Source organism: Barnesiella sp. An55 (assembly GCF_002161555.1).
GTDB lineage: Bacteria > Bacteroidota > Bacteroidia > Bacteroidales > Barnesiellaceae > Barnesiella > Barnesiella merdipullorum.
The window spans coordinates 16641-37969 of record NZ_NFHZ01000019.1 but is presented as its reverse complement, the minus strand read 5'-3'; the positions used below and the strand labels follow the sequence as shown (position 1 = coordinate 37969).

Here is a 21329-nt window from a genome sequence, read left to right as displayed (position 1 = left end):
CAAATATACTTTGGTAAAAACCGGTTTGCCTCGCGATATTTATTCGACAGGCTCATCGCCGGCCTCTCCCCGCATCAGTTGCGAGAGTCGTTGCACCGCCTCATCGACCGAGGGGGCCGATTCGTAACGGTCGGCCTCGAACGTATAATCGGCCTGCCGATAGTAGGGTTCACGCTGCGCCAGCATCCCGGCGATGCAATCGTCCAGCTCTTCGGCCGTCTTGCCGGCTACCAGCGGACGCTTGACCCGCGCCCGCAACAACCGCCGGCTCAATGTAGGTACCGAGGCCGACAGATAGACCGTGACGCCCCGGCTGCGCATGTATGCCATGTTGTCGAAGAAGCAGGGGGTACCCCCGCCCGTAGCCACCAACACGTTGTCAAACTCGGCCACCTCGTGCAGCATGCGCCGCTCGATATCGCGGAAACCCGCTTCGCCTCGCTCGGCAAAAAGGTCGGAGACCCGCTTGCGATACCGTTCCTCGATATAGGCATCGAGGTCGATAAACTCCACATTGAGGAGTTGTGCCGCCCGCCGACCCAGCGTGGTCTTGCCGGCGGCCATATATCCGACGAGGAAAACAGGTTTCATGACTGCGTGGTATTAGAAGTACTATCGGCCGGGGCTTCGGCAGCACTCTGCCCGCCACCCACCAGAGCCTCGTGCTTGGCTCGCCACGTCTCGCCGAACTGGCTGAGCTCGAAACTGGCCAGACTTTCGGTGAGCATCTGCCTGTCGGTCTCCTTCACCGGCAGACCCGCGATAAACTCGAGGGCCTTTTCCTTGCCTTCGAGGCCCGCCACCAAAACGGTCTTGTTGAGCAGATAATCCAGATTGGCCGGCTCCTCCTGCAAATACGACTCGTAAAGGGCCAGCGCCTGCGACAACTGTTCACGGGTTTCAGCCTCGTCGCCCCGGTCATAGGCGATGAATCCCTTCACGGTATAGAAGTAGGCTTTCAACCGATTCTTCCCTTCGGGGCCAATCTTCTCGATAGCGACCGAGGCGGTATGGTAGGCACTATCGGGGCGCCACAAGTTCAACTCGTTGAGCACCTTCCCGAAATAGACATCGATATTCTCGTCGTCGGCCTCAATAGCCTGCTCCAGCAATCCCTGAGCAGCCATACAATCGGCAATCGACACATCGTCGCCGGCCAGCAGCGACACCGCCTCGTTATACAGGCGGTTACTCTCCTCGCGGTCGCTCTTCCCGGGGGCACAAGCCACAAGCCCACACAACACGACCGACAGGACGCCACACATCACGATTTTCTTCATCTTCTTCTCCTCTTTATGCCCCACCCCGAAAAGCAAGCAGCCCTACCCGCACAACGAGCACAGCGGCACTTCCTCTCCTATTGGGGCTAAGTCGTGTAAAGATACGACAAATTTCGTTATTTTTGCACCCGTCAACCAAACGATAACACAATTATGGCCAAATACAAATATTATGTCGTGTGGGAAGGTCGAGCCCGGGGCATCTTCAACTCGTGGGAAGAGTGCAAAGAGCAGGTCGAAAATTTCAAAGGAGCCAAATACAAGAGTTTCGACGACCTCGAGACGGCGACCGAAGCCTTTCGCAATGCCCCCGACGACTACTTCGACGTGCTGCGCAAAATCGGCGACCACTCGCGCGAGAAGCTCTCGGCGCCCGCCCTGCCCTCGACCGTCATCGCCGACAGCCTGTCGGTCGATGCCGCCTGTAGCGGGAACCCCGGCCATATGGAATACCGTGGAGTAGATACGAAATCGGGAATCGAACTGTTTCATGTAGGCCCCATGGCGCAAGGCACCAACAACATAGGCGAGTTTTTGGCCCTGGTACACGGCCTCGCCTATCTGCAACAACGGGGCTCGACGGTCCCCATCTACTCCGACAGCCGCAACGCCATCGCCTGGGTGAAGCAAAAGAAATGCAAAACCAAGCTGGCCCCCACCGCAGCCAATGCTCCCATATTCGACCTCATCGCCCGGGCCGAACGCTGGCTGCAAACCCACACCTATACCAATCCCATCATCAAGTGGGAGACCGAGCGGTGGGGCGAAATTCCCGCCGACTTCGGGCGGAAATAGACCGTTTCAATATTCTCCATCTCTAATACAACAGGGGCCGCCTCCGCATTGAGGCAGCCCCTGCTCATTTTATATTTTCATCCGGCCCAAGGGCCGCAGGGTCAGCGTCTCACAACCTTGGCAGTAGTCATAGTGCCCGACTCATCGACAACCTGGACAACCATGATTGCCGGAGCAGAAGCACCGAGGTCGAGCGTGAAATAGGTCGCATCTGGAGCCGACTGATGGAGCAAGCGCCCGTAAAGATCATAGACGCAGACGGCGCTTAGCATCGCATGGCTACGCACGACAAGTTGACTGTCATAGGTATAGACACGGACAGCAGCGTCATCACTCTCCTCGGTCAACTCTATACGACCGCTGGCTTGCGGGTCTTCATACTCACCTGCCGGGATAATCTCATAGAGGGTCGGGATATTGTGCTCGTTCCACTCAATGCGCACGGCAGTCACCATCTCGTAGTCACGCGTGTCGATAACCGTGCCCAGGCGGTCGAGTGTGCCTGCTTCCACCCATTGAGTACCATCATAGAGCGAGACAGTGGGCAATTCGTAGTTGTTATCAAAGGTCGTGTTGTGATAGATCTCCACAGCCTCAATGTCTATATTCTCGATGAACGTGTGCTCCACGTAACCCGCCTCTTCGGCACGATAGCTTGTAATCATGTTCTTGTCGGACAACGCCGAAATCATCGCCTGGTTATGGTCGGTAGTCTGTGTCACACGATCGGCCATGACACAACTGAACTCTGCGACTTTGAGCCAATAACTACCGACAACATTGGTGATATACAGGCGGAGATACTTACCCGTAACGCCATTGGCGTTGGTGGTGAAAGTGCGGGTGTTGGCGTTGATGCCGCCACTGTCGTAGGCGGCCACCTTCGTCCAGTTTTTCCCGTCCAACGACACCTGGAACTCTCCACTACCGATGAGCTGGTCGTTCTCCATGAAGGTAACCGTTATCTCAAAGATCGAATGAGGCTCGGCATACTCGAGTTGCAACCAATCGCCCACCTGCGGCTCGGTGTTGCTCCAGAAGTGCGTACTGGGGTTACCGTCCACGATATTGCCGATATTGTAGGTCTGGTAGGTACCAAGCGAAGTACTGGGTGTGGGTGTGCCTATCTCGGCTACGGCACCCGCCACGGAGCAGGAGAATTCGGCCAACTGCAACCAGAACGACCCCTCGACACTAGTCACCATCAGTCGCACATAACGAGCGTTGGCACCATTGGCGGCACAAGTATAACGATTATTGACCAGGCTTCCGTGGCTGTATTGAGCTATGGTAGTCCAATCGTTTGCATCGGTCGAGAGTTGGATATCTGCCGTTCCGGAAAGGATATCCTTGCCTGTAAAGACGAGGGTAACATTGTCGATGGAGAAAACATCGCCATAGTCAAGTTGAATGTAATGACCCTTTGCTGTGTTTTCACCACTCCAGAAGAAAGTTTCGGTATTGCCATCGACAGCCAGATTGAGAGGATAAGAGACATTGCCATCGGTGTAAACCTTCAGGTTGGACGAAATTGTGGGGGTAGGTACGACGACTGAACCCGACGAGAAAGATACTGTCAACACATCAAAATCGAGCGCACCAGCCTCGCCGTCGGTACTGCTGCGAATCAGACGAACGTAAGCCGCATTCTGCGACGACATGGGCAAAGTGGCAGGAGTCCATATCTTACCATTGATCGAAGTCTCCAGGGTCACGCCTTCTGGCAAAGTCATCTCGTCCACCGATACCTTCTCAATCGATCCCAGGTAGAGACCCACATAATCGCCGTCGGCCAACTCGACACCACTCAACCCCGTGAGGGTGGCTGCGGCATCCGTCACGGTCAGGTTGAATACCGCCGGGTCCAAGTTGGTGACAACTTGCGGTTGCTCGGGTTCCGGCCAGTCACCGGGAAGTTTAGCGCCCAGCGTCTCATACAGATAGTCCACAAACGGCCGAGTGTAGGAGTTGGCAGGATGCACCTCATAGCTCACCACATGCGAGTCGGTGCCGTAACCCTCAAGTTCGGAGATAAAGTACTGCGGCTCGATACCCAAACCCGTGTAGAGCGAAATGATGCTCGCAAACGACGACCAAGACTCGGAGCGACTCATCGAGTCACCGTTCTCGAGCAGGTCGAGCGACTTCTGAATGAGGATAGCGTAAGCCTTCAACTTTGCACACCATGCCTTGACATCGGTGGCAAACAAGCGGTAGTCGATGTTGTCACTGTTTGCCATCACGGTCTCGATATATTCACAAGCGGTTTGCAACCGGGCCATCTCCTCACGAATGGCAGAGCCCTCTGTGGGGAAGTTCCCTTCGCTATATTTTGTCTTAAATGCCTCGTAGAGGTCAATAATCTCCTGATCCTCATAGATGGCATCCGTATAGCGGGCAAACAGTCGCATCTGCTTGGCCGTCTCCATATCGCCAGCCTTGGCGAGGTAGTCGAAACAGTCGTTCCAGTTCTGCATCACGTCAAACTGATCGGGATTCCAGCAATAATCTGCCAAACCGAACAGGCCCACCTTGGCAGCCTGCGACTGCTTCTCGGGGTTGAGGATGACACCGCCTAACGTGCCGATGCCTCCCTTCTCGGGAACGAGGGCATAGTGAGCCGTGAGTTCACGCATATAGAGGCGGTCGTCGTTGTTGTCGTTGACCGTCGCGTTCCACCAGAACAACGGGTTGCGCCCTATGTAGCCCGCCATCGCATCACAGTCCTTCTTGTCAAGGTCGCCACACACGGCATAACCGGTAAAGCCGATGACTACGTCTTTGTCAACACTTGCCATCTGACTCAAATAAGAAGCCGCTCCTGAATACATCAGAGCGTATGTCGCAGGAACATAGAAAAGGGGAGCTATCTTCTCGTCCTCGGCCTGGCTGGGAAATTCCTCCTTCAGCCGCTTCTGCGTCTGGTCTGGCAAATGCGCCTGCATCTGCGCCGACGGATTGCGCTCCATGTCGTCGATACATACACTGAAAGCACGCACGCCAAGGTCATACATGTGGTGATATTTCTGCATCAGCAGCTCGACACCTTCATTCACCGTCGCCGTGCTGGAGAAATCCATCGACACTTGACCGCCGGGAGCAAGCCCCGGATGGGCTGCCCAAACAAAGTGCACATTGCAAGCACGGGCGGTCTCGGCCATGCGGCGCACGTCATCTTGAGTAATCCATCCCATGCGACGTTGCTCTTCACTGATCTCTGTCGGATACTCCTCGGTCCAATAGCCCAAGTGATAAGGGTCCATCTTGGGAGCATAGATGAAGACGTTCATCTTGAAACGTTTGAAGAACTCGAACAGACTGCAGTGAGCATCCACCGAATAAGGATTGCCATAGAATCCCTCGATTGCACCACGCCACTGGCAGTGTGAGTAATCCTCATAAGTCACCTCGTGCAGCGCAGCCCCTGCGGCCTGCTCCAGAATCTGCTCCAGAGTGGCGAAGGCATAGTATTCCGAACGCTCGCCATTGCCCAGCACCACAATATTACCGTCGGCAATCTGCATCACATGAGCGTCAAAACGGTTAGGCGCCTCGGTGAACACCTCCTTGGAGACACCTTGACTCGTGGCATAGGTATCTGCCACGTCGCCAGAACCAGCCACGCCCACATACAGATTGGTCAACTCGGACGAAGCCGACTCACCCAGTTGGCAGACGTAGCCAGCCTCCTCCAGCACCTCCTGAATACGTTCCTTGGTCACATGGCCAATGCCAGAGCCGCACACCACGTTGATGGTCTGCGTCAGCTCCACCGTACCACTACCCTCGGTAACCCGCTGGGGGATAGGATAAATGGAATAGGTCTGGGCATTAACCACAGTCATACCAATCAAACATGCAATTAGTAATAAGATTTTTCTCATTGGATTATAGAATTAGGTTAACATGTATTAGCCAGTTACATATATCTGCAAATTTGATGATCAGCAGAATTATTACACTTATATTATATTGATAGCCAAAGCTATATGAGTAAAGTCCGCTATAATCACTGAAGCCAAAGTTAATGAATTATTTTATATGGGTAATAACTTCGATAATTTTTTTGACACCATGATGAGCAGTTCGATCTCATCGCCCGGACCGAACGCTGGTTGCAAACCCACACCTATACCAATCCCATCATCAGGTGGAAAGCCGGAAAATGGAGAGAGATTCCAGCCAACTTCGGCCGCAAATAAGGCTCCCGAAAAGCCTCCCCAAAAAGCCTGATATGAGCCTCACAATCAAAAAGAACAGGGATGAAAAGGACTGTGCGAGGCTCTAAATTTATATAGCGAATTATTTGATTCTTTAATTTTTATTTATACTTTTGCCATGAATTGCCACTGTGCCGATTGATTTCAATCCGGCCAGAAGGGGGCTAACATATCAAAAGGCGTTTACTTTGCGCTATTGATCTTGACAATCCTGAATCTCGCAAATTCATCACCTGTCCAAGAGAGAGCAACAGTAGATGCCCGGCTGATATGTTATGGTATCGGATTTTTCAGATACTATATACATATCGGCGTGGGTTTCTGTGTTGCGAGTCCCGACAGGAATGGCAATGCGAGAGCCTAGGATTGTGGGACGAGTAACAGGTACAGACTCCCACGTCTTTTGTTTTTATAGGGATAATATATTTTATTGAAAGAGGGGGGACCTTTCAAGACGCACAAAATTCTTCACATGATGAAAAACGTATTATTGTTAGTGGTATTGGCTCTGTTTTCTCTTTCAACCTACGCCGCTCGCGAAAGTGTACTTGTAAAACCGTTCACCCACAGCACCTCTGTCAGCCAGACTTATTGCAACTCTGTACGCAACAAAGTTATGGAAGGCATCAACAACAAAGGCCGTGTCAAAGTGCTCGACAGTGCTACCGACGACGGTGCCGAAGCCGACTACACGCTCGACGGACAAGTAGTCTCCATCACCTACACCACGGGGCGCAACGACAAGGGTACCACCTACTCGGCCAAAATCAACTATCAATTGAAAGTTACTCGCATCAGCGACAACGAAATCATTGCCAATAAAACATTCGAAGCCACAAGCTCGACACTCTTCTCGACATTCTATACCAAACTCGACGCCGTCAACTCGGCCGTTGACTTCATCGACGCCCAAATTCCCGACTTCGTGGACGAGGTATTCAAATCCTACGGTACCGTCATCGAAGTAGCCGAAGTGAAGAAAGATGCCGCCAAGAAAGTTTATATCTCGCTCGGCAGCGAAGACGGAATCCTCAAAGGCCAGAAACTCGATGTACGTGTTGAGAAGACAATCGGTGGCCGCACCATCAACAAAGTAATCGGCGAAATCAAGGTAGAATCGGTAGAAGGTGCCGACATCTCGCTCTGCAAAGTAACCAAAGAGGGTAAGGAAATTCAAAAAGCCATGCTCGAAACCCCCGACGCCGTAACGGTTGTCACCAAAGTAAACACCAATATTTTTGGTCTCTAAGATCTCTATTTTACTTATCTCGTTAAGGGTGAGATATGACAATCTCACCCTTAACGGGTAATAACCATTTATCACAGGTCTAATGAAAAGAATTACATGGTTACTCCTGCTTCTCACCTCAATGGTGGCTCTACATGCAGAAGATTACTTTTCAAGGGATGTCATATACCTCGGGGGTGAGGGACCTACCATAACCCTGAAGTCCACCGCCACTTCGACCGAGAAGAAACAAGCCATCCCGATGGCCGTAAAATCGGCTATCGACACCTATTTGTTTGCCGGTATCCAGGGAGTGGACAACGGCAAACCCATCCTGAAGGAAGCAGACCGCACGGCTCACTCCTATTACTTTACACGCCTCTACGACAACAACCGATATGCCGTGTTTGCCAAGGCTCTCGACGACCCCAAACCCAAGAAAAACTACCTCGGGTTGTGGGAGGTCACCGTCACCGTGCAACTCTACAAGGATGCCTTTGACCGCGACCTGCTGCAAAACGACCTGCGGGCTCCCGAGGCTTCGGAGATGAGTGCCGAAGAGGTATCGGACAGCGGTATCAACCCCACTATCATGGTGGTTCCCTACAAACAGGACGGCGAAAGCTACAAAGAGATTCTCTCGAGCGATGCCGACAAGCGTATCGCCATCAGCAAGGTGCAGGAAGAGTTCCGCGAGATAGGTGTCACCACCATCGACTTCGAGGCCCGCTACAATGCCGCCCTCCGCTCCAACGAATTTGAATATGACAATGCCAACACGTTCGACGCCCAACTCATTCGAAGCAGCGGCGCCGACATCTATGTGAGTGTCGATATCACCAAGCGGATGACCGGCTCAAAAGGCAGCGTATCGCTCGCCCTCAAGGCCTACGAAACCGCCACAGGTAACCTGCTCTCTACCAAAAACTCATCCTTCTCGGGCTCGACCACATTCGACCGTCTGTGCGTAGGAGCCATACACAAGGTCTCCGAAGAGTTCATCGGCGAGGTAGTTGAGAGTCTGGCCAAGAGTATCGATCGGGGTACGTCCGTTACCCTGCGCGTAAGCATCGCCGGCACATCCTACAAGACCCTCGACGACGAGGTGGGAACGGCGGGCTTTGGCATCTCGGACTACATACGCTCGTGGGTTCGCAAAAATGCCGTCGGCGGACGATTCCACCAACAAGGCAAAACCGATGTGCTGCTGATTCTCGATAGCGTACAAATTCCCAACAAAGACGAAAACGGGGCGCTGCAAGATGCCAACGACTTTGCCGTACGCCTCACCCGCTACCTGAAGAAACAGGGTATCAACGCCTCCAACCGGCTCGACGGTAATACCATTTACATAACCATAGACGATTGACCATGAAACGTATTCTCGTATCATCTATATCCTTGTTTATCGGGATGGTTGCGACCTTTGCCGGCACTACACCGGCATGGGTCAAAGCCAAGCCCATCGACAACGACTATTATATAGGCATTAGCTCGGCATTGGTTACCGAGAACAATTTCCAGCAAGTAGCCCGCGACAAGGCGCTGGGCGACCTCATCGGCGAAATCAACATCGAAATCGAAAGCACGTCGCTGCTCAATCAACAGGATATCAACAGCGTGTATAGCGAGTCGTTCAACCAGGACATCAAGAGCACGGCCATCGCTCAACTCGAAGGACACGAACTGGTCGATAGTTACAACGACGGTGAACGGTACTGGGTATATTATCGACTGAACAAGAAAGAGTATGAACTGCTGATGCAAAAGCGTCTGTCCGAAGCCACCACCCGAGCCTATGACTATTGGGTAAAAGGCGTCCAGGCCGAAGACTCGGGCCGTCTCACCGACGCCATGGACCTCTACCTGTCGGGGCTTGCATCGGTCGAAGCCTATGCCAACCGCCATCTCACGGTCGATCATCAGGGTCGCACCATCGATATCGGCATCGAGCTATACAATTCGCTCAAGGCTCTCTTTGCCGACCTGTCGATTCTCACCACCCCGCAGAAGATTACGGCCCAGGCCTTCAGCAAAGAGGCCACTCTGGCACAAATCGAAGTGCTATCAAACGGGACGCCCGCAATAGGCATCCCCTTGAAAGCTCGCTTCTCGATTGGCGAAGGCTCAGTGTCGCTCGACGCCAAGACCCAAAGCAACGGGACAGCCACGCTCACCATCACCAATGTCACCTCGAAACAGCCCTACCAAGAGATTGAGTTGCGGGTCGATGTATCGGCTCCTGCAAAATTCAACACCGACTACATGAAGCGGTTGACGGCCGACCTGTTTGACCACATCCCGGTCATCAAGTTGCCTGTAGTGGTCGAGCAAGCGCCTCTCAAAGCGATACTCTATACTCAGGACAACCGCATATCGGGACTGTCGAACAACATCTCGAGCTACCTGAACGACTACTTCGATATCGTTCACGAGAAAGACAGCGCCGACCTCTCGGTCACTGTCAACTCGTCGATTCGCAAAGGCGGTATCATCCCGAGCGAGATGTATGACCTCATCGAGGTTTTCGCCTCCTGCAACATCTCCATTATCGATTTGAGTACAGGCAACACCGTTGCCAACTTCGGGCCACAAGACGTCCGTTCGCTGCTCCCGGTCAACAGCTCCAACTCCAAGATACAGGCCACCGTGCAACGCGACCTGTTCAAGGAACTGCGGCCCATGCTCGAACGCAACTTGAAAAACGCTCACTTCTCCCGCAAAGCTCAACAAAACAGCAACGCGATTGACAACGAAGCCGACGACGACACGTCGATGCCCGAAATCATAGAATAGACACATTCACATCATTATTAACACTAAAACTTTATTGAAAATGAAAGCAATCAAACTGTTACTGATATCACTGGGCGTGATATCGCTGGCATCATGTTCATCGACCAAACAAGCGGCCAATAGCGGCGAGCAGGAGGTTGAACAACTGTGCCACTTCCTCACCAGCGAAGAGTATTTCTATGCCAATGCCACGGCCGAGAGTACCGATATGCAAATGGCCAAGGACAAAGCCGTGAACTCGGCTCGTGCCTCTATCGCATCGTCGATCTCGACCGCCGTAGAAAACTTCTCCAAACGCTACCGCAATGATATCAACACCGAACTGAACGAAAAGACCGAAGAGCGTCTGCAACTTATCACCAAACAGACTCTTTCGGGTTCGACAATCGTATGCGACCGCATCGTGCGCACCGCCGACGGTAAATACAGAGCTTACATCTCGGTAGGTCTCTCCAAAACAGAAATCACCGATGCCATCGAGAAAGCCATTCTGGAAGACGAGAAACTGAAACTCGACTACCAACAGGCTCAATTTGACAAAGTAGCCGACGAAACGATTGCTAAGTCGGGCGTACAATAATCTCGATTCCACAGGGGACTTAACGTATAACAAAGCAACAGGGGCTGCCCGCATGGGCAGCCCCTGTTCATATATAGGTATTTCTCGATCAGTCGATGATATCGAAACCGCAGTAAGGTACCAGCACTTTAGGAATCTTGATACCTTCGGGGGTTTGGTTGTTCTCGAGCAATGCAGCGACAATACGAGGCAAAGCCAATGCACTACCGTTGAGGGTGTGGCACAGGTGCATCTTCTTGTCGGCACCACGATAACGACAGTGCAGACGGTTGGCCTGGTAGCTCTCGAAGTTGGATACCGAGCTAACCTCGAGCCAGCGTTTCTGAGCGGCCGAGAATACCTCGAAGTCGAACGTAATGGCCGAGGTGAAACTCATATCGCCGCCACACAGACGCAGAATGTGCCAAGGCAATTCGAGGCGCTCTACCAGACTCTGCACATGATCTTTCATCTCCTCGAGAGCCTCGTAGGAGTGGTCGGGGTGCTGTATTTGCACAATCTCCACCTTGTCGAACTGGTGCAGACGGTTCAAGCCACGCACGTCCTTGCCGTATGAGCCGGCTTCGCGACGGAAGCAGGCCGAATAGGCCGTATTCTTGATGGGCAGATCGCTCTCATTGAAAATCACATCGCGGTAGAGGTTGGTCACCGGTACCTCGGCGGTAGGAATCAGGTAGAGGTCATCCTCGTTGCAGTGGTACATCTGACCCTCTTTATCGGGCAATTGTCCCGTTCCGTAACCCGATGCGGCATTTACCACATAGGGAGGTTGTATCTCGAGGTATCCGGCCTCGCGGGCAGCATCGAGGAAAAACGAAATCAAGGCACGTTGCAACCGGGCACCCTTACCCTTGTAAACGGGGAAACCGGCACCGGTAATCTTCACACCCAGTTCAAAGTCGATCAAGTCATATTTCTTGGCCAACTCCCAGTGGGGCAGTGCATCCTCAGGCAGATTGGGCATGACACCACCAGTCTTCTCGACAATGTTATCGGCGGCGGTACGACCCTCGGGCACACCGGCATAAGGCAGGTTGGGGACTGTCAACAAAATATCGGTAATCTCTTTCTCGGCCGATACCATCGAATCCTCAAGAGCCTTTGTCGATTCTTTCAGGGCAGCCGTCTGGGCCTTCACAGCCTCGGCTTCCTCTTTTTTACCGGCTTTCATCAATTGTCCGGTTTGAGCAGCCAACCGCTTGAGTTCGGCCAGTTTGCCATCGAGCTCGGCTTGCGAAGCGCGACGTATTTTATCCAGTTCGAGTACCCGGGTTATGGCCTCTCGCCCGTCGAATTGCTTGATAGCCAACCGGCGTATCACCTCTTCGGGATTCTCTTTAATGACACTTAGTGTAAGCATAGTCTAATGTTGGTATATTGTATTCTTGTTTTTAAGACAACAGTTCTTTTACTTTGGTCGAGATGGCACGACCGTCGGCACGCCCGGCCAACTGCTTGGTGGCCACACCCATCACCTTGCCCATCTCCTGCGGTGTGGTGGCTCCCACCTGGGCAATAATAGCCTTGAGGGCAGCCGTCAGCTCCTCGTCGGTCATCTGCTTGGGCAGATAGGTCTCTATCACGGCAGCTTCGGCCAGTTCGGGTTCGGCCAAATCGGGGCGATTTTGCTCCGAGTAGATTTGAGCGCTCTCCTTGCGTTGTTTCACCATCTTGGCCAATATCTTCATCGCCGTCTCGTCCGACAGTTCACCATCGGCCCCTTTGGCGGTCTTTGCTTCGAGAAACTCTTTCTTGATACCCCGCAGGGCTTCGAGTCTTACTTTGTCTTTTGCCAGCATGGCACTTTTGATGTCGTTGCTGACCTGATCAAATAAATTCATAATCTATACTATTTTACAGGTTTCAATCAAAATTTTATGGAGCGACGGCTGCTCCCGCTCTCCTCGTGACGCTGCTTTTCGCCGCCCTCGAAGTTGTCGCGGAAGTCTTTGGGACGGTCATAGGCCGGCGCATTCTCGAGTTTGTCGATGAGCTCGTTGTTGTCGAGCTGGTCGGGACGCAGCACAATGTACTGCGACTGGGCAATGTGCTCGTCGGCATCGCCTCCGTATTCGCCCTTGAAGGTGAGGTCCGACACCTCGAATCCGGTAGCCAGAATGGTAATCTTCACCTTCTTGCCCAGCGACGAGTCGTGGGTGTAACCCCAAATTACCTTTACCCGTTTCTTGAAGCGGGTCATAAAGGCGCTCAACTCTTTCGACTCCTCGATGCGAAGCTCGTCCGACTCCTCGGGCGAGAAATAAAGGTTGAACAATACCCGCTCCGAGTCATAGATATCGCTCTCCTTGAGCAACGGCGAGATGAGGGCATTCTGTATGGCTTTGCTCATACGGTGCTCGCCTTCGCCTTCACCGGTACTGATCACGGCGGCGCCACCATTCTTGAGAGTAGTGCGCACATCGGCAAAGTCGAGGTTTATCTTACCGTTCTTCGACACCAGTTCGGCAATGCTGCGGGCGGCGTTGGCCAAGGCATCATCGGCCTTGGAGAAGGCGTTGGTCCACGAGAGGTCGGGATAAATCTTACACAACCGTTCGTTGTTGATCACCAGCAGCGCATCGACGTGTTTACGCATCTCCTCGACACCGGCAAAGGCCTGCAAGATCTTGGGCTCACCCTCGAAGAGGAACGGGATGGTGACGATACCCACCGTGAGCATACCCTTCTCCTTGGCAATGCGCGCCACGACCGGGCCGGCACCCGTACCGGTGCCACCTCCCATCCCGGCAGTGATGAATACCATGCGGGTCTCGTCTTCGAAGAGGGCCGAGATGCGGCCGTCCTTCTGCTCATACTCCTCGGCCAGGCGCTTGCCCTCCTCGGGCTCGCCTCCGGCTCCTTCGTCGCCGATAGCCACCTTGATAGGCACCAGCGAATCGCTCATGGCTTGAGGGTCGGTATTGCAGAGGGCCAGACTCACCCCCTGGATATTCTGACGGTACATGTAGTTGACGGCATTACCTCCACCGCCACCTACACCTACTACCTTTATCTTGATAGGCTCATCTTTTCTTGCATCGGCTCCGGGAACGATGAAGTCGGGCAACTGAGCGTTGTTGATATCCAATTCGTTCATGACGTTCTTCTTTTAATAGTTATCGTTTTCATCATCGAGCAGAGTCTCGGCCTTCCTGAGCATATCTTTCACCTTGCCAAAAAGACCGGGGCCTTTGGATTTTTCCTTCTCCTCCTTCTCTTTCTCCTTGCGCTCTTTCTCACGCTTCTTGGCCTCTTCGGCCTCGCGTTTGCGACGCTCTTTTTCGGCACGTTTGCGACGCTCCTGCTCCTCTTTCTCTCGAGCTTTCTGTTCTCTCGGATCTACGGGCACCTCTTCCACAACGGGTTCTTTCTCCTCGTCGTCGATCGACGATGCCTCGGTCTCGACGCAGTTCTCGCGACCCGAATAGAGCAGGCCCAGAATCTGCAGATAGTCGGAACTTTTCGATTGAGAGGCCACATCGAGCAACATATCCTGACGAAGTGCACCCTTGCGCACCTTGATGTCGCATTTTTCGGCCAACAGCTCGGTGAGGTTGGAGAGCTTAGAGGCTCCACCCACAATCACCATCCCGGCACCCAGGCTCTTGCGGTCGCACTTGGCATAATCGAAGTGGGCATTGACATTGGCTACAATCTCCTCGATACGAGCCTTGACCACCTTGGAAAGATCGAGGCTCTTGATCTCGGAGTTATTCTCGCCACGCAACGTGATATTCGACTCATCGCCCATCACCTTGGCCGATCCCAGGCGCACCTTGAACGATTCGGCCTCGGCAGCGGTTACATTCAGCGTCATAATGTCGCGTGTAATATTCTGCCCGCCCAGCGGTATGGTAGAGAGATAGCGCAAAAAGCCATCTTTATAGATCGATACCGAAGTGGTGTCGGCCCCAAAATCGACCAACATCACACCGGCCTGGCGGTCTTCGTTGCTCAAAGCCACATAGGCTGTCGAGAGGGCCGTGGGGATGTAATGCACAACACCAAGACCTCCCTGGAAACAACGGGCGGCGCTTCGCTTAAGCTCGTCGCGGGCCACTATCAGTTTCACGCCCATCTTCAGGCTCGAGCCCATCAACTCGTCTCTACCGGTGCGCAGGCGGCCATCGACCGTTACCTCGGTACGCACCACCTCCAGAATATCGGCGCCGGCGATAGGCATCTCGCGGGCCTCTTCCTGCAAGTGTTTGATAATATCCTCGGTGATGAGAGTTCCCTCGGGGAAATCACGACTTATCATGTGCTCTTCGGCATGGAGCGATTGACCGCTGATGCCGACATATACTTGTTTTATCTTTTTCGAAGTCCCTATGCGGTTGCTCAACTTAAATATCAAGCGTTTGATTTTCGCCGACACCTCATCGGGTCGCACCACGAATCCCCGTTTTACGCTTCCGTTCAACGGTTCGGTATCTACGCCAAGCACAGTAACGACCCCTTTCAGAGAGCGGGTTCCTATGGCTCCTCTTATTTTCGAGCTCCCGATCTCAATAGCTACTATGTATCTCTCCGTATCCATATCTCAATTGTTTTTTATTTCACCACTTTTTCCTACGAGTACAAACTACCTGGTCTTTGAACTTCAACGAAACGGTGTCGTACATCGACCAACCGGTCTCGTTGAAAACCTTCTTATAGACCAACATCAGGTTGTCGAACTTCGTTTCATAGTCTTGAGCCGACCCCAGCAGAATCGTCTGATCGCCTACCCGGGGCACCAGTTCTATCTCATGACGCTCATTGACATAAATTTGTTCAATCTGGGCATTCCAGAAGGGGTGCTCATATACATACCGGGCTATCGGCAACAGCTCACGATAGGTAAATACACTGTCCAACTGGCCCGTCACCAACGGCAGATGCGCCCGATATTGTCCCCCGGCAGCCATGCGCTGGCCCTCGGTATCGACATAATAGTTACTGCCGTTGGCCATCACCCGCATCACGGGGACGCGCTGGGTTACCCCCACATACAGGGTTCCTCCCGCCCGTTTATAACACTCGACCGAACCCAGCACACCGTTCAGCATGAGGGTTCGTTCTATCTTCTCGGTGTCGATCTCGCCCATGGGTTTCCCGCAAGGATCCAGATCGTACTCCTCGATATAGCCATATATGTCAGCCGGCGAGATATAATGCCGCGCAGTGCTGTCCAAGACCTCGACCTGCAAGTCTATGCACTTGTCCTCTGCCGCTTGGGAGCGGAGAATAAAGAACGAGACAAACAGGTAGGCTACCAGCACTACCATGAACAAAAATCTCAACAATGCCTTCATTTCGCCTCCACGATTGACGCTATTTGGGGGAGCAACCGGTCTATGTCACCGGCCCCCATCGTCAATAAAATGTCAAAGTTACACTCTTTTATCCGTTCTAACAACTTTTCGCGCAAACAAAGTTCTTTATCTCTGCACGTTATCTTGTCAAAAATAAGTTGCGAGGTGACTCCCGGTATGGGCTGCTCGCGAGCCGGATAGATATCGAGCAGAATCACCTGGTTGGCCATCGAGAGCGCCTCGGCAAACTGGGGGGCGAAATCCCGCGTGCGACTGTACAGGTGCGGCTGGAAGATTACCGTGAGCTTGCGACCGGGATAGAGGGCCCGCACCGAGCGGATGCTGGCCTTCAATTCGTCGGGGTGATGGGCATAATCGTCAATCATCACCCGGTCGTTGCGTTTTACCCAAAACTCAAACCGGCGTTTTGCGCCTTTGAACGAGGCCATGGCCCGCCGCATATCGTCGTCGGCTACTCCGTTCAACCGGGCAATCGCCATGGCGGCCACGGCGTTCTCGATGTTGATATCGACGGGGACTCCCAACTCGACATCGGCCACCACGCCGTCGGGGGCCACGAAATCGAACACAATCGTGCCGTTGCCCACCCGTATGTTCTCAGCATGGAAATCACCGCCGTCGCAGGCCGAATAGGTATAGACCTTCACCCCCTCCTGCACACGGGGCACCAGCTTGATACCCTTCTTGATAACCAGGCAACCGCCCGGCTGGATGAGCGAGGTGAAGTGGGCAAAGCTCTCGAGATAGGCCTCCTCGGTCCCGTAGATATCGAGGTGGTCGGGATCGGTAGCCGTCACCACGGCCATATAGGGATGCAACCAGTGGAACGAACGGTCATACTCGTCGGCCTCGATGACCGTGAATGGTGAGTGGTCCGACAGGATGAGGTTGCTGTTGTAGTTGCGCAGAATACCGCCCAGGAAAGCGTTGCAGCCAATGGGCGACTCGTGGAAGATGTGGGCAGCCATGCTCGAAGTCGTGGTCTTGCCATGCGTTCCCGAGAAACAGAGGCCCTTGCTCGACTGGGTAATGAGCCCCAGCAACTCGGCCCGTTTCACGACCTTGAAGCCCTGCTCTCTGAAATAGACCAACCCGGCGTGTGTGGCCGGAATGGCCGGAGTATAGACCACCAGCGTGGTAGCCGCATCGCGACAATAGTCGGGGATGAGAGCAACCGACTCGTCATAGACAATCTCCAACCCCTCGGACTGGAGTGCTTCGGTAAGGGGCGAAGGGGTGCGGTCGTAGCCGGCCACCCGATAGCCCTTGGCCAGGAAATAGCGTACCAGCGCGCTCATGCCTATGCCGCCGGCACCTATGAAATAGAGTGATGTATAGTTTTTCATTGCTTATCGACTATATCAAAAATTATATCGGCAATACGCGCAGCCGAATCGCGCTGGGCCAGCAGCGATATCTGCCGGCTCATCGACTGGAGTGCCTCCTCGTCGTGAACCACCGAGAGGGCACAGGGCATCAACCGCTGACGAGCCTCGGCATCACGCACCAGTATGGCGGCCCCTTTCGAAGAGAGGGCCTCGGCATTCTTGGTCTGATGGTCCTCGGCCACATTGGGCGACGGTACCAGAATGGCAGGCTTGCCCAGCAGGCAAAGCTCCGAAATGGAACTGGCTCCGGCACGCGAGATTACCAGGTCGGCAGCCTTGTAGGCCAGGTCCATGCGGGCGATAAAAGGCATCTGCTTGATGCAGGCCGGATTGCCGGCCGCTTCCATGGCCGCCCGAGCCCGCTCGTCAAACCGTTTACCACACTGCCAGATGAGCTGTACGCCGCTCTTCACAATCTCGGGTATCGACTCTACCACGGCGGTATTGAGGGTGAGGGCACCCAGACTACCCCCAATGAGCAGAATGGTTTTCTTGTGAGGGTCGAGTCCGAAAAACTCGAAAGCCTCGTCGCGAGTGAGCCTGTCGTTACACAAGTCCTGTCGCACGGGATTTCCCGTGAGCACGATTTTATCGGCCGGGAAGAAGCGCTCCATCCCCTCGTAGGCCACACAGATGGTGTGCGCCTTCGAGGCCAGCAGTTTATTGGTGACCCCCGCATAGGAGTTCTGCTCCTGGATGAGGGTGGGCACCCCCCGATGGGCAGCCGCCCACAACGTGGGGCCACTGGCATATCCGCCTACCCCCACGGCCACGTCGGGGTTGAACCGACGCACAATACCGCGCGCCATCCTCAAGCTCTTGCCCAGTCGCCACAGCACCTTGAAGTTGGCCAGCAGATTACTGCGGTTGAAGCCGCTCACGGGAAGCCCCTCGATGGGGTATCCGGCCGCCGGCACCTTCTCCATCTCCATGCGGTTCTCGGCCCCTACAAACAGAATGTCGGCCTCGGGGCACCGGGCCTTTATCGCGTTAGCGATGGAGATGGCGGGGAAGATGTGTCCCCCCGTACCGCCACCGCTTATCAATACTCTTATGGGTCGTTTCATAATTGCCTCCTTATGCTAAATTGGTGGGATTGGCGGCCTGCAAATCTTCGGGCAAGTCGCTCTCCCGCTCCGACTTGATGTTACTACCTGTATCTTTTACGGCATACCGGCTCACGCTGAGCATGACTCCGAAACCGAAACTCATCATCCAAATCGAGGTTCCTCCCTTACTGATGAGCGGCAGCGGCTGTCCCGAAACGGGGAACACCCCTACCACAATGGCCATGTTGAAGAGGGCCTGCAACACAATCATCACCGCCATACCCATGACCAGCAGGGCCGGGAAGGCTTTGGTACAGCGCCGGGCTATGAGCCCCGCCCGCGCCAGTATCATGAGATAGACCAGCAAAAGCCCTACCCCGCCGACTACAAAGCCCAAGTCTTCGATAATGATGGCATAGATGTAGTCGGAGAAGGCCAACGGCAACCGCGACGACTCCCGACTGTTGCCGGGCCCCACACCGGTAATGCCTCCGTGTGCCATGGCCATGGCGGCCCGATGCTCTTGCAGATTGTCAGGGGTGGTAGGCTTCTCATACTCGGGCGTAGGGTCGAAAAAGTCGTCCAAGCGGCTCTTCCACGTCGAGGAGCGGGCAATCACCCTTTTCTCTTTTCCTCCATTCTGCGTCACGACCTCCTGGGTCTCAGGCGATGCCTTGGCCTCGGTAATCAGGTCCTTGGCCTGCATCACCGCCAGCGCCAGGATGGCATAGACCAAAAAGATACCCAGCAGTTTATACAACTCCACCCCGCCGATAAGCATCATGCACACGCTTATCCCGATAAAGAGCAGCGTGTTGGTAAGGCCCTGGGTAAACAGCAGGCCGCTGAAGATGGTAACCAGCGCAACCACCCATATAACACCCTTCATATTCACCCCTCGCTTAATCTGGTTCTTGGCCAAGACGGTAGCCATCGCCAATACAATCGTTACCTTGGCCACCTCCGAGCCTTGCAGCGAGATACCCATTATCGGGATGGTACGCTTGGCTCCATTGATGGTCTCGCCCCAAAAGAGGATACTCACCAGCAGCACGATGGCCAGCGGTATCATCAGATAGGCCACCATCTTGAACCACTTGTAATGAATCTTCGAGGTGAAGTAGGTGATGAGGAAGCCCGAGAAGAGGAGCATCACATGCTTGATGATAGGAGAATAGACATCGCCACCCGTAATCTCGCGGCTTATCGCACTGTAAACCTCGACTACCGACACGATATACAGGATGATGATAATCCCCCAAATGTAGGGATCGCTCCTCTTGGTATTCTCCACTGTATCGACTTTCATAAGCGTCTGTTCCTCTTTTTCTTATAATGCTCTTACACAAGCCTTGAACTGGTCGCCTCTATCTTCGTAGCTCTTGAACAGGTCGAAGCTGGCGCAACAGGGCGACAGCAATACCGTATCGCCCGGCGAAGCGAGGGCATATGACTTGTCCACCGCCTCTTTCATCGAGCGCGCCTCGGTTATGTAGGGCACCTTGCCCTCGAAGAAGGCGTGCAGCTTGCTGTTATCGACACCAAGGAATACCAGTGCCTTCACCTTGTCGCGCACGAGTTGTTCGATTTCGGTATAGTCGTTTCCTTTGTCTTTCCCGCCCAGGATGAGCACCACGGGAGTCTTCATACTCTCCAGCGCATACCAGCACGAGTTGACATTCGTTGCCTTGGAATCGTTGATAAACTGCACACCCCGCACCGATGCAACCCGTTCGAGCCGATGCTCTACCGACTCGAAGTCGCTCAAAGCCTTGCGGATGGCCTCTTTTTTCACATTCAACAAGCAGGCCGAAAGCCCGGCAGCCATCGAGTTGTAAAGGTTGTGGCGGCCATGCAGCGAGAGTTCGTCGGTATTCATGGTGAGTTTCTCCTCGGGCGTGTCGATGGTGAGCTCTCCATGATCGGTATAGGCCTGGGTGCCGGGCTCGTGAGTCTCGGCAAACGGATAGCGCTGCGACTTGAGGGTTATCGTTGACAGCTTTTCGTTGATGACGGGGTCGTCGTTCCAATAGATGAAGGCATCGTCCTCGGTCTGGTTGCGGATGATGCGGAACTTGGCATCGACATAATTCTCCATCTTGTAATCGTAGCGATCGAGATGGTCGGGAGTAATGTTGAGCAGCACGGCAATATTGGCCTTGAAGTCATACATGTTGTCGAGTTGGAAACTGCTCAACTCGATCACATAGTAGTCGTAGTCGCAAGTTGCTACCTGCAAGGCCAGACTCTTCCCCACGTTGCCGGCCAAACCCACTTTCAAACCGGCACTCTTCAAGATATGATAGGTGAGCAGGGTCGTGGTGGTCTTGCCGTTGCTACCGGTAATGCAGATCATGCGGGCATGGGTATAGCGACCGGCAAACTCGATTTCGGAGATAACGGGGATATTCCTTTCCCGCAAAGCCACAATCATGGGAGCATTGGTCGGGATACCGGGGCTCTTGATCACCTCGTCGGCATTCAAAATCAACTCGGGGGTGTGATGCCCTTCTTCCCAGGCAATTCCATACCGGTCGAGCTGCTCTTTATATTTGTCTTGAATCGACGACATGTCCGAAACGAACACGTCGAAACCTTTCACTTGGGCCAACACGGCGGCTCCGGCACCGCTCTCGCCAGCCCCCAACACGACAATTCTCTTTTTCTTTTCCATA

Annotated in this window: 17 protein-coding genes and 1 pseudogene; 6 read left to right on the top strand and 12 right to left on the bottom strand. The window is 53.8% G+C overall.

Translation table 11 applies throughout. The features are described 5' to 3' along the window. Positions 1-39: 39 nt before the first annotated feature. Together B5G10_RS11190 and B5G10_RS11185 are read right to left on the bottom strand one after the other, a co-directional pair. On the bottom strand, positions 40-591 hold the full coding sequence (locus B5G10_RS11190) for a shikimate kinase (protein ID WP_087424816.1): 552 nt from the start codon (positions 589-591) through the stop codon (positions 40-42). After that, entirely contained in the window at positions 588-1280 is a 693-nt protein-coding gene (locus B5G10_RS11185; protein ID WP_087424815.1) for a hypothetical protein, read from the bottom strand. The genes B5G10_RS11190 and B5G10_RS11185 overlap by 4 nt, the downstream gene beginning before the upstream one ends. 153 nt (positions 1281-1433) lie before the next feature. Between B5G10_RS11185 and B5G10_RS11180 the strand changes: the two genes are divergently transcribed. Beyond that, positions 1434-2075, top strand: coding sequence for a viroplasmin family protein (locus B5G10_RS11180; protein WP_087424814.1), 642 nt, complete (start codon positions 1434-1436; stop codon positions 2073-2075). 101 nt (positions 2076-2176) lie between these two features. On the opposite strand, the gene B5G10_RS11175 is transcribed toward B5G10_RS11180, so the two are convergent. Beyond that, a complete protein-coding gene (locus B5G10_RS11175; protein ID WP_158098818.1) occupies positions 2177-5920 on the bottom strand; it encodes a beta-N-acetylglucosaminidase domain-containing protein in 3744 nt (1247 codons plus the stop codon). Between the two features lie 240 nt (positions 5921-6160). On the opposite strand from B5G10_RS11175, the pseudogene B5G10_RS12985 reads away from it, so the two are divergent. The 5 genes and pseudogenes from B5G10_RS12985 to B5G10_RS11155 all read left to right on the top strand — a co-directional run. After that, positions 6161-6277 (top strand): annotated as a pseudogene (locus B5G10_RS12985) (ribonuclease H); the annotation flags it as partial. A 634-nt stretch (positions 6278-6911) separates the two neighbouring features. Then, positions 6912-7544: a hypothetical protein gene (locus B5G10_RS11170; RefSeq protein ID WP_143241138.1), complete on the top strand. Its 633-nt coding sequence runs from the start codon at positions 6912-6914 to the stop codon at positions 7542-7544. Between the two features lie 82 nt (positions 7545-7626). Further along, a complete protein-coding gene (locus B5G10_RS11165) occupies positions 7627-8892 on the top strand; it encodes a DUF6175 family protein (RefSeq protein ID WP_143241137.1) in 1266 nt (421 codons plus the stop codon). Positions 8893-8894: 2 nt separating this feature from the next. Beyond that, positions 8895-10319 (top strand): LPP20 family lipoprotein, encoded by a 1425-nt coding sequence (locus B5G10_RS11160; RefSeq protein ID WP_143241136.1) that lies wholly within the window; start codon positions 8895-8897, stop codon positions 10317-10319. A gap of 40 nt (positions 10320-10359) precedes the next feature. After that, on the top strand, positions 10360-10899 hold the full coding sequence (locus B5G10_RS11155) for an LPP20 family lipoprotein (RefSeq protein WP_143241135.1): 540 nt from the start codon (positions 10360-10362) through the stop codon (positions 10897-10899). A gap of 88 nt (positions 10900-10987) precedes the next feature. Here B5G10_RS11155 and serS read toward each other — a convergent pair whose 3' ends face one another. Genes serS through murD form a run of 9 tightly spaced genes read right to left on the bottom strand, consistent with a single transcriptional unit; the run spans position 10988 to position 21328 of the window. Next, positions 10988-12259 carry a serine--tRNA ligase gene (gene serS, locus B5G10_RS11150; RefSeq protein ID WP_087424808.1) on the bottom strand — a complete coding sequence of 424 codons (1272 nt, stop codon included), beginning with the start codon at positions 12257-12259 and terminating at the stop codon, positions 10988-10990. 31 nt (positions 12260-12290) lie between these two features. Further along, positions 12291-12740, bottom strand: coding sequence for a GatB/YqeY domain-containing protein (locus tag B5G10_RS11145; protein WP_087424807.1), 450 nt, complete (start codon positions 12738-12740; stop codon positions 12291-12293). A 26-nt stretch (positions 12741-12766) separates the two neighbouring features. Continuing rightward, positions 12767-13996 carry a cell division protein FtsZ gene (gene ftsZ / locus B5G10_RS11140; RefSeq protein ID WP_087424806.1) on the bottom strand — a complete coding sequence of 410 codons (1230 nt, stop codon included), beginning with the start codon at positions 13994-13996 and terminating at the stop codon, positions 12767-12769. Positions 13997-14008: 12 nt separating this feature from the next. Continuing rightward, positions 14009-15439: a cell division FtsA domain-containing protein gene (locus B5G10_RS11135; RefSeq protein ID WP_087424805.1), complete on the bottom strand. Its 1431-nt coding sequence runs from the start codon at positions 15437-15439 to the stop codon at positions 14009-14011. 19 nt (positions 15440-15458) lie between these two features. Beyond that, positions 15459-16196, bottom strand: coding sequence for a cell division protein FtsQ/DivIB (locus B5G10_RS11130; RefSeq protein ID WP_087424804.1), 738 nt, complete (start codon positions 16194-16196; stop codon positions 15459-15461). Beyond that, a complete protein-coding gene (murC, locus tag B5G10_RS11125; RefSeq protein ID WP_087424803.1) occupies positions 16193-17563 on the bottom strand; it encodes a UDP-N-acetylmuramate--L-alanine ligase in 1371 nt (456 codons plus the stop codon). The genes B5G10_RS11130 and murC overlap by 4 nt, the downstream gene beginning before the upstream one ends. Next, positions 17560-18672: an undecaprenyldiphospho-muramoylpentapeptide beta-N-acetylglucosaminyltransferase gene (murG, locus tag B5G10_RS11120; protein WP_087424802.1), complete on the bottom strand. Its 1113-nt coding sequence runs from the start codon at positions 18670-18672 to the stop codon at positions 17560-17562. Before murG ends, murC begins: the two co-directional genes overlap by 4 nt. A 10-nt stretch (positions 18673-18682) precedes the next feature. Then, on the bottom strand, positions 18683-19963 hold the full coding sequence (locus tag B5G10_RS11115) for an FtsW/RodA/SpoVE family cell cycle protein (RefSeq protein ID WP_087424801.1): 1281 nt from the start codon (positions 19961-19963) through the stop codon (positions 18683-18685). 21 nt (positions 19964-19984) lie between these two features. Then, positions 19985-21328, bottom strand: a complete 1344-nt coding sequence (gene murD / locus B5G10_RS11110) for a UDP-N-acetylmuramoyl-L-alanine--D-glutamate ligase (RefSeq protein WP_087424800.1) — start codon at positions 21326-21328, stop codon at positions 19985-19987. Position 21329: the final 1 nt, after the last annotated feature.

Excerpts from the sequence above, each read along its gene's own strand:
- B5G10_RS11190 (WP_087424816.1), bottom strand. The coding sequence starts at position 591 with ATGAAACCTGTTTTCCTCGTCGGATATATGGCCGCCGGCAAGACCACG.
- B5G10_RS11185 (WP_087424815.1), bottom strand. The coding sequence starts at position 1,280 with ATGAAGAAAATCGTGATGTGTGGCGTCCTGTCGGTCGTGTTGTGTGGG.
- B5G10_RS11180 (WP_087424814.1), top strand. The coding sequence starts at position 1,434 with ATGGCCAAATACAAATATTATGTCGTGTGGGAAGGTCGAGCCCGGGGC.
- B5G10_RS11175 (WP_158098818.1), bottom strand. The coding sequence starts at position 5,920 with ATGACTGTGGTTAATGCCCAGACCTATTCCATTTATCCTATCCCCCAG.
- B5G10_RS11170 (WP_143241138.1), top strand. The coding sequence starts at position 6,912 with ATGGAAGGCATCAACAACAAAGGCCGTGTCAAAGTGCTCGACAGTGCT.
- B5G10_RS11165 (WP_143241137.1), top strand. The coding sequence starts at position 7,627 with ATGAAAAGAATTACATGGTTACTCCTGCTTCTCACCTCAATGGTGGCT.
- B5G10_RS11160 (WP_143241136.1), top strand. The coding sequence starts at position 8,895 with ATGAAACGTATTCTCGTATCATCTATATCCTTGTTTATCGGGATGGTT.
- B5G10_RS11155 (WP_143241135.1), top strand. The coding sequence starts at position 10,360 with ATGAAAGCAATCAAACTGTTACTGATATCACTGGGCGTGATATCGCTG.
- serS (WP_087424808.1), bottom strand. The coding sequence starts at position 12,259 with ATGCTTACACTAAGTGTCATTAAAGAGAATCCCGAAGAGGTGATACGC.
- B5G10_RS11145 (WP_087424807.1), bottom strand. The coding sequence starts at position 12,740 with ATGAATTTATTTGATCAGGTCAGCAACGACATCAAAAGTGCCATGCTG.
- ftsZ (WP_087424806.1), bottom strand. The coding sequence starts at position 13,996 with ATGAACGAATTGGATATCAACAACGCTCAGTTGCCCGACTTCATCGTT.
- B5G10_RS11135 (WP_087424805.1), bottom strand. The coding sequence starts at position 15,439 with ATGGATACGGAGAGATACATAGTAGCTATTGAGATCGGGAGCTCGAAA.
- B5G10_RS11130 (WP_087424804.1), bottom strand. The coding sequence starts at position 16,196 with ATGAAGGCATTGTTGAGATTTTTGTTCATGGTAGTGCTGGTAGCCTAC.
- murC (WP_087424803.1), bottom strand. The coding sequence starts at position 17,563 with ATGAAAAACTATACATCACTCTATTTCATAGGTGCCGGCGGCATAGGC.
- murG (WP_087424802.1), bottom strand. The coding sequence starts at position 18,672 with ATGAAACGACCCATAAGAGTATTGATAAGCGGTGGCGGTACGGGGGGA.
- B5G10_RS11115 (WP_087424801.1), bottom strand. The coding sequence starts at position 19,963 with ATGAAAGTCGATACAGTGGAGAATACCAAGAGGAGCGATCCCTACATT.
- murD (WP_087424800.1), bottom strand. The coding sequence starts at position 21,328 with ATGGAAAAGAAAAAGAGAATTGTCGTGTTGGGGGCTGGCGAGAGCGGT.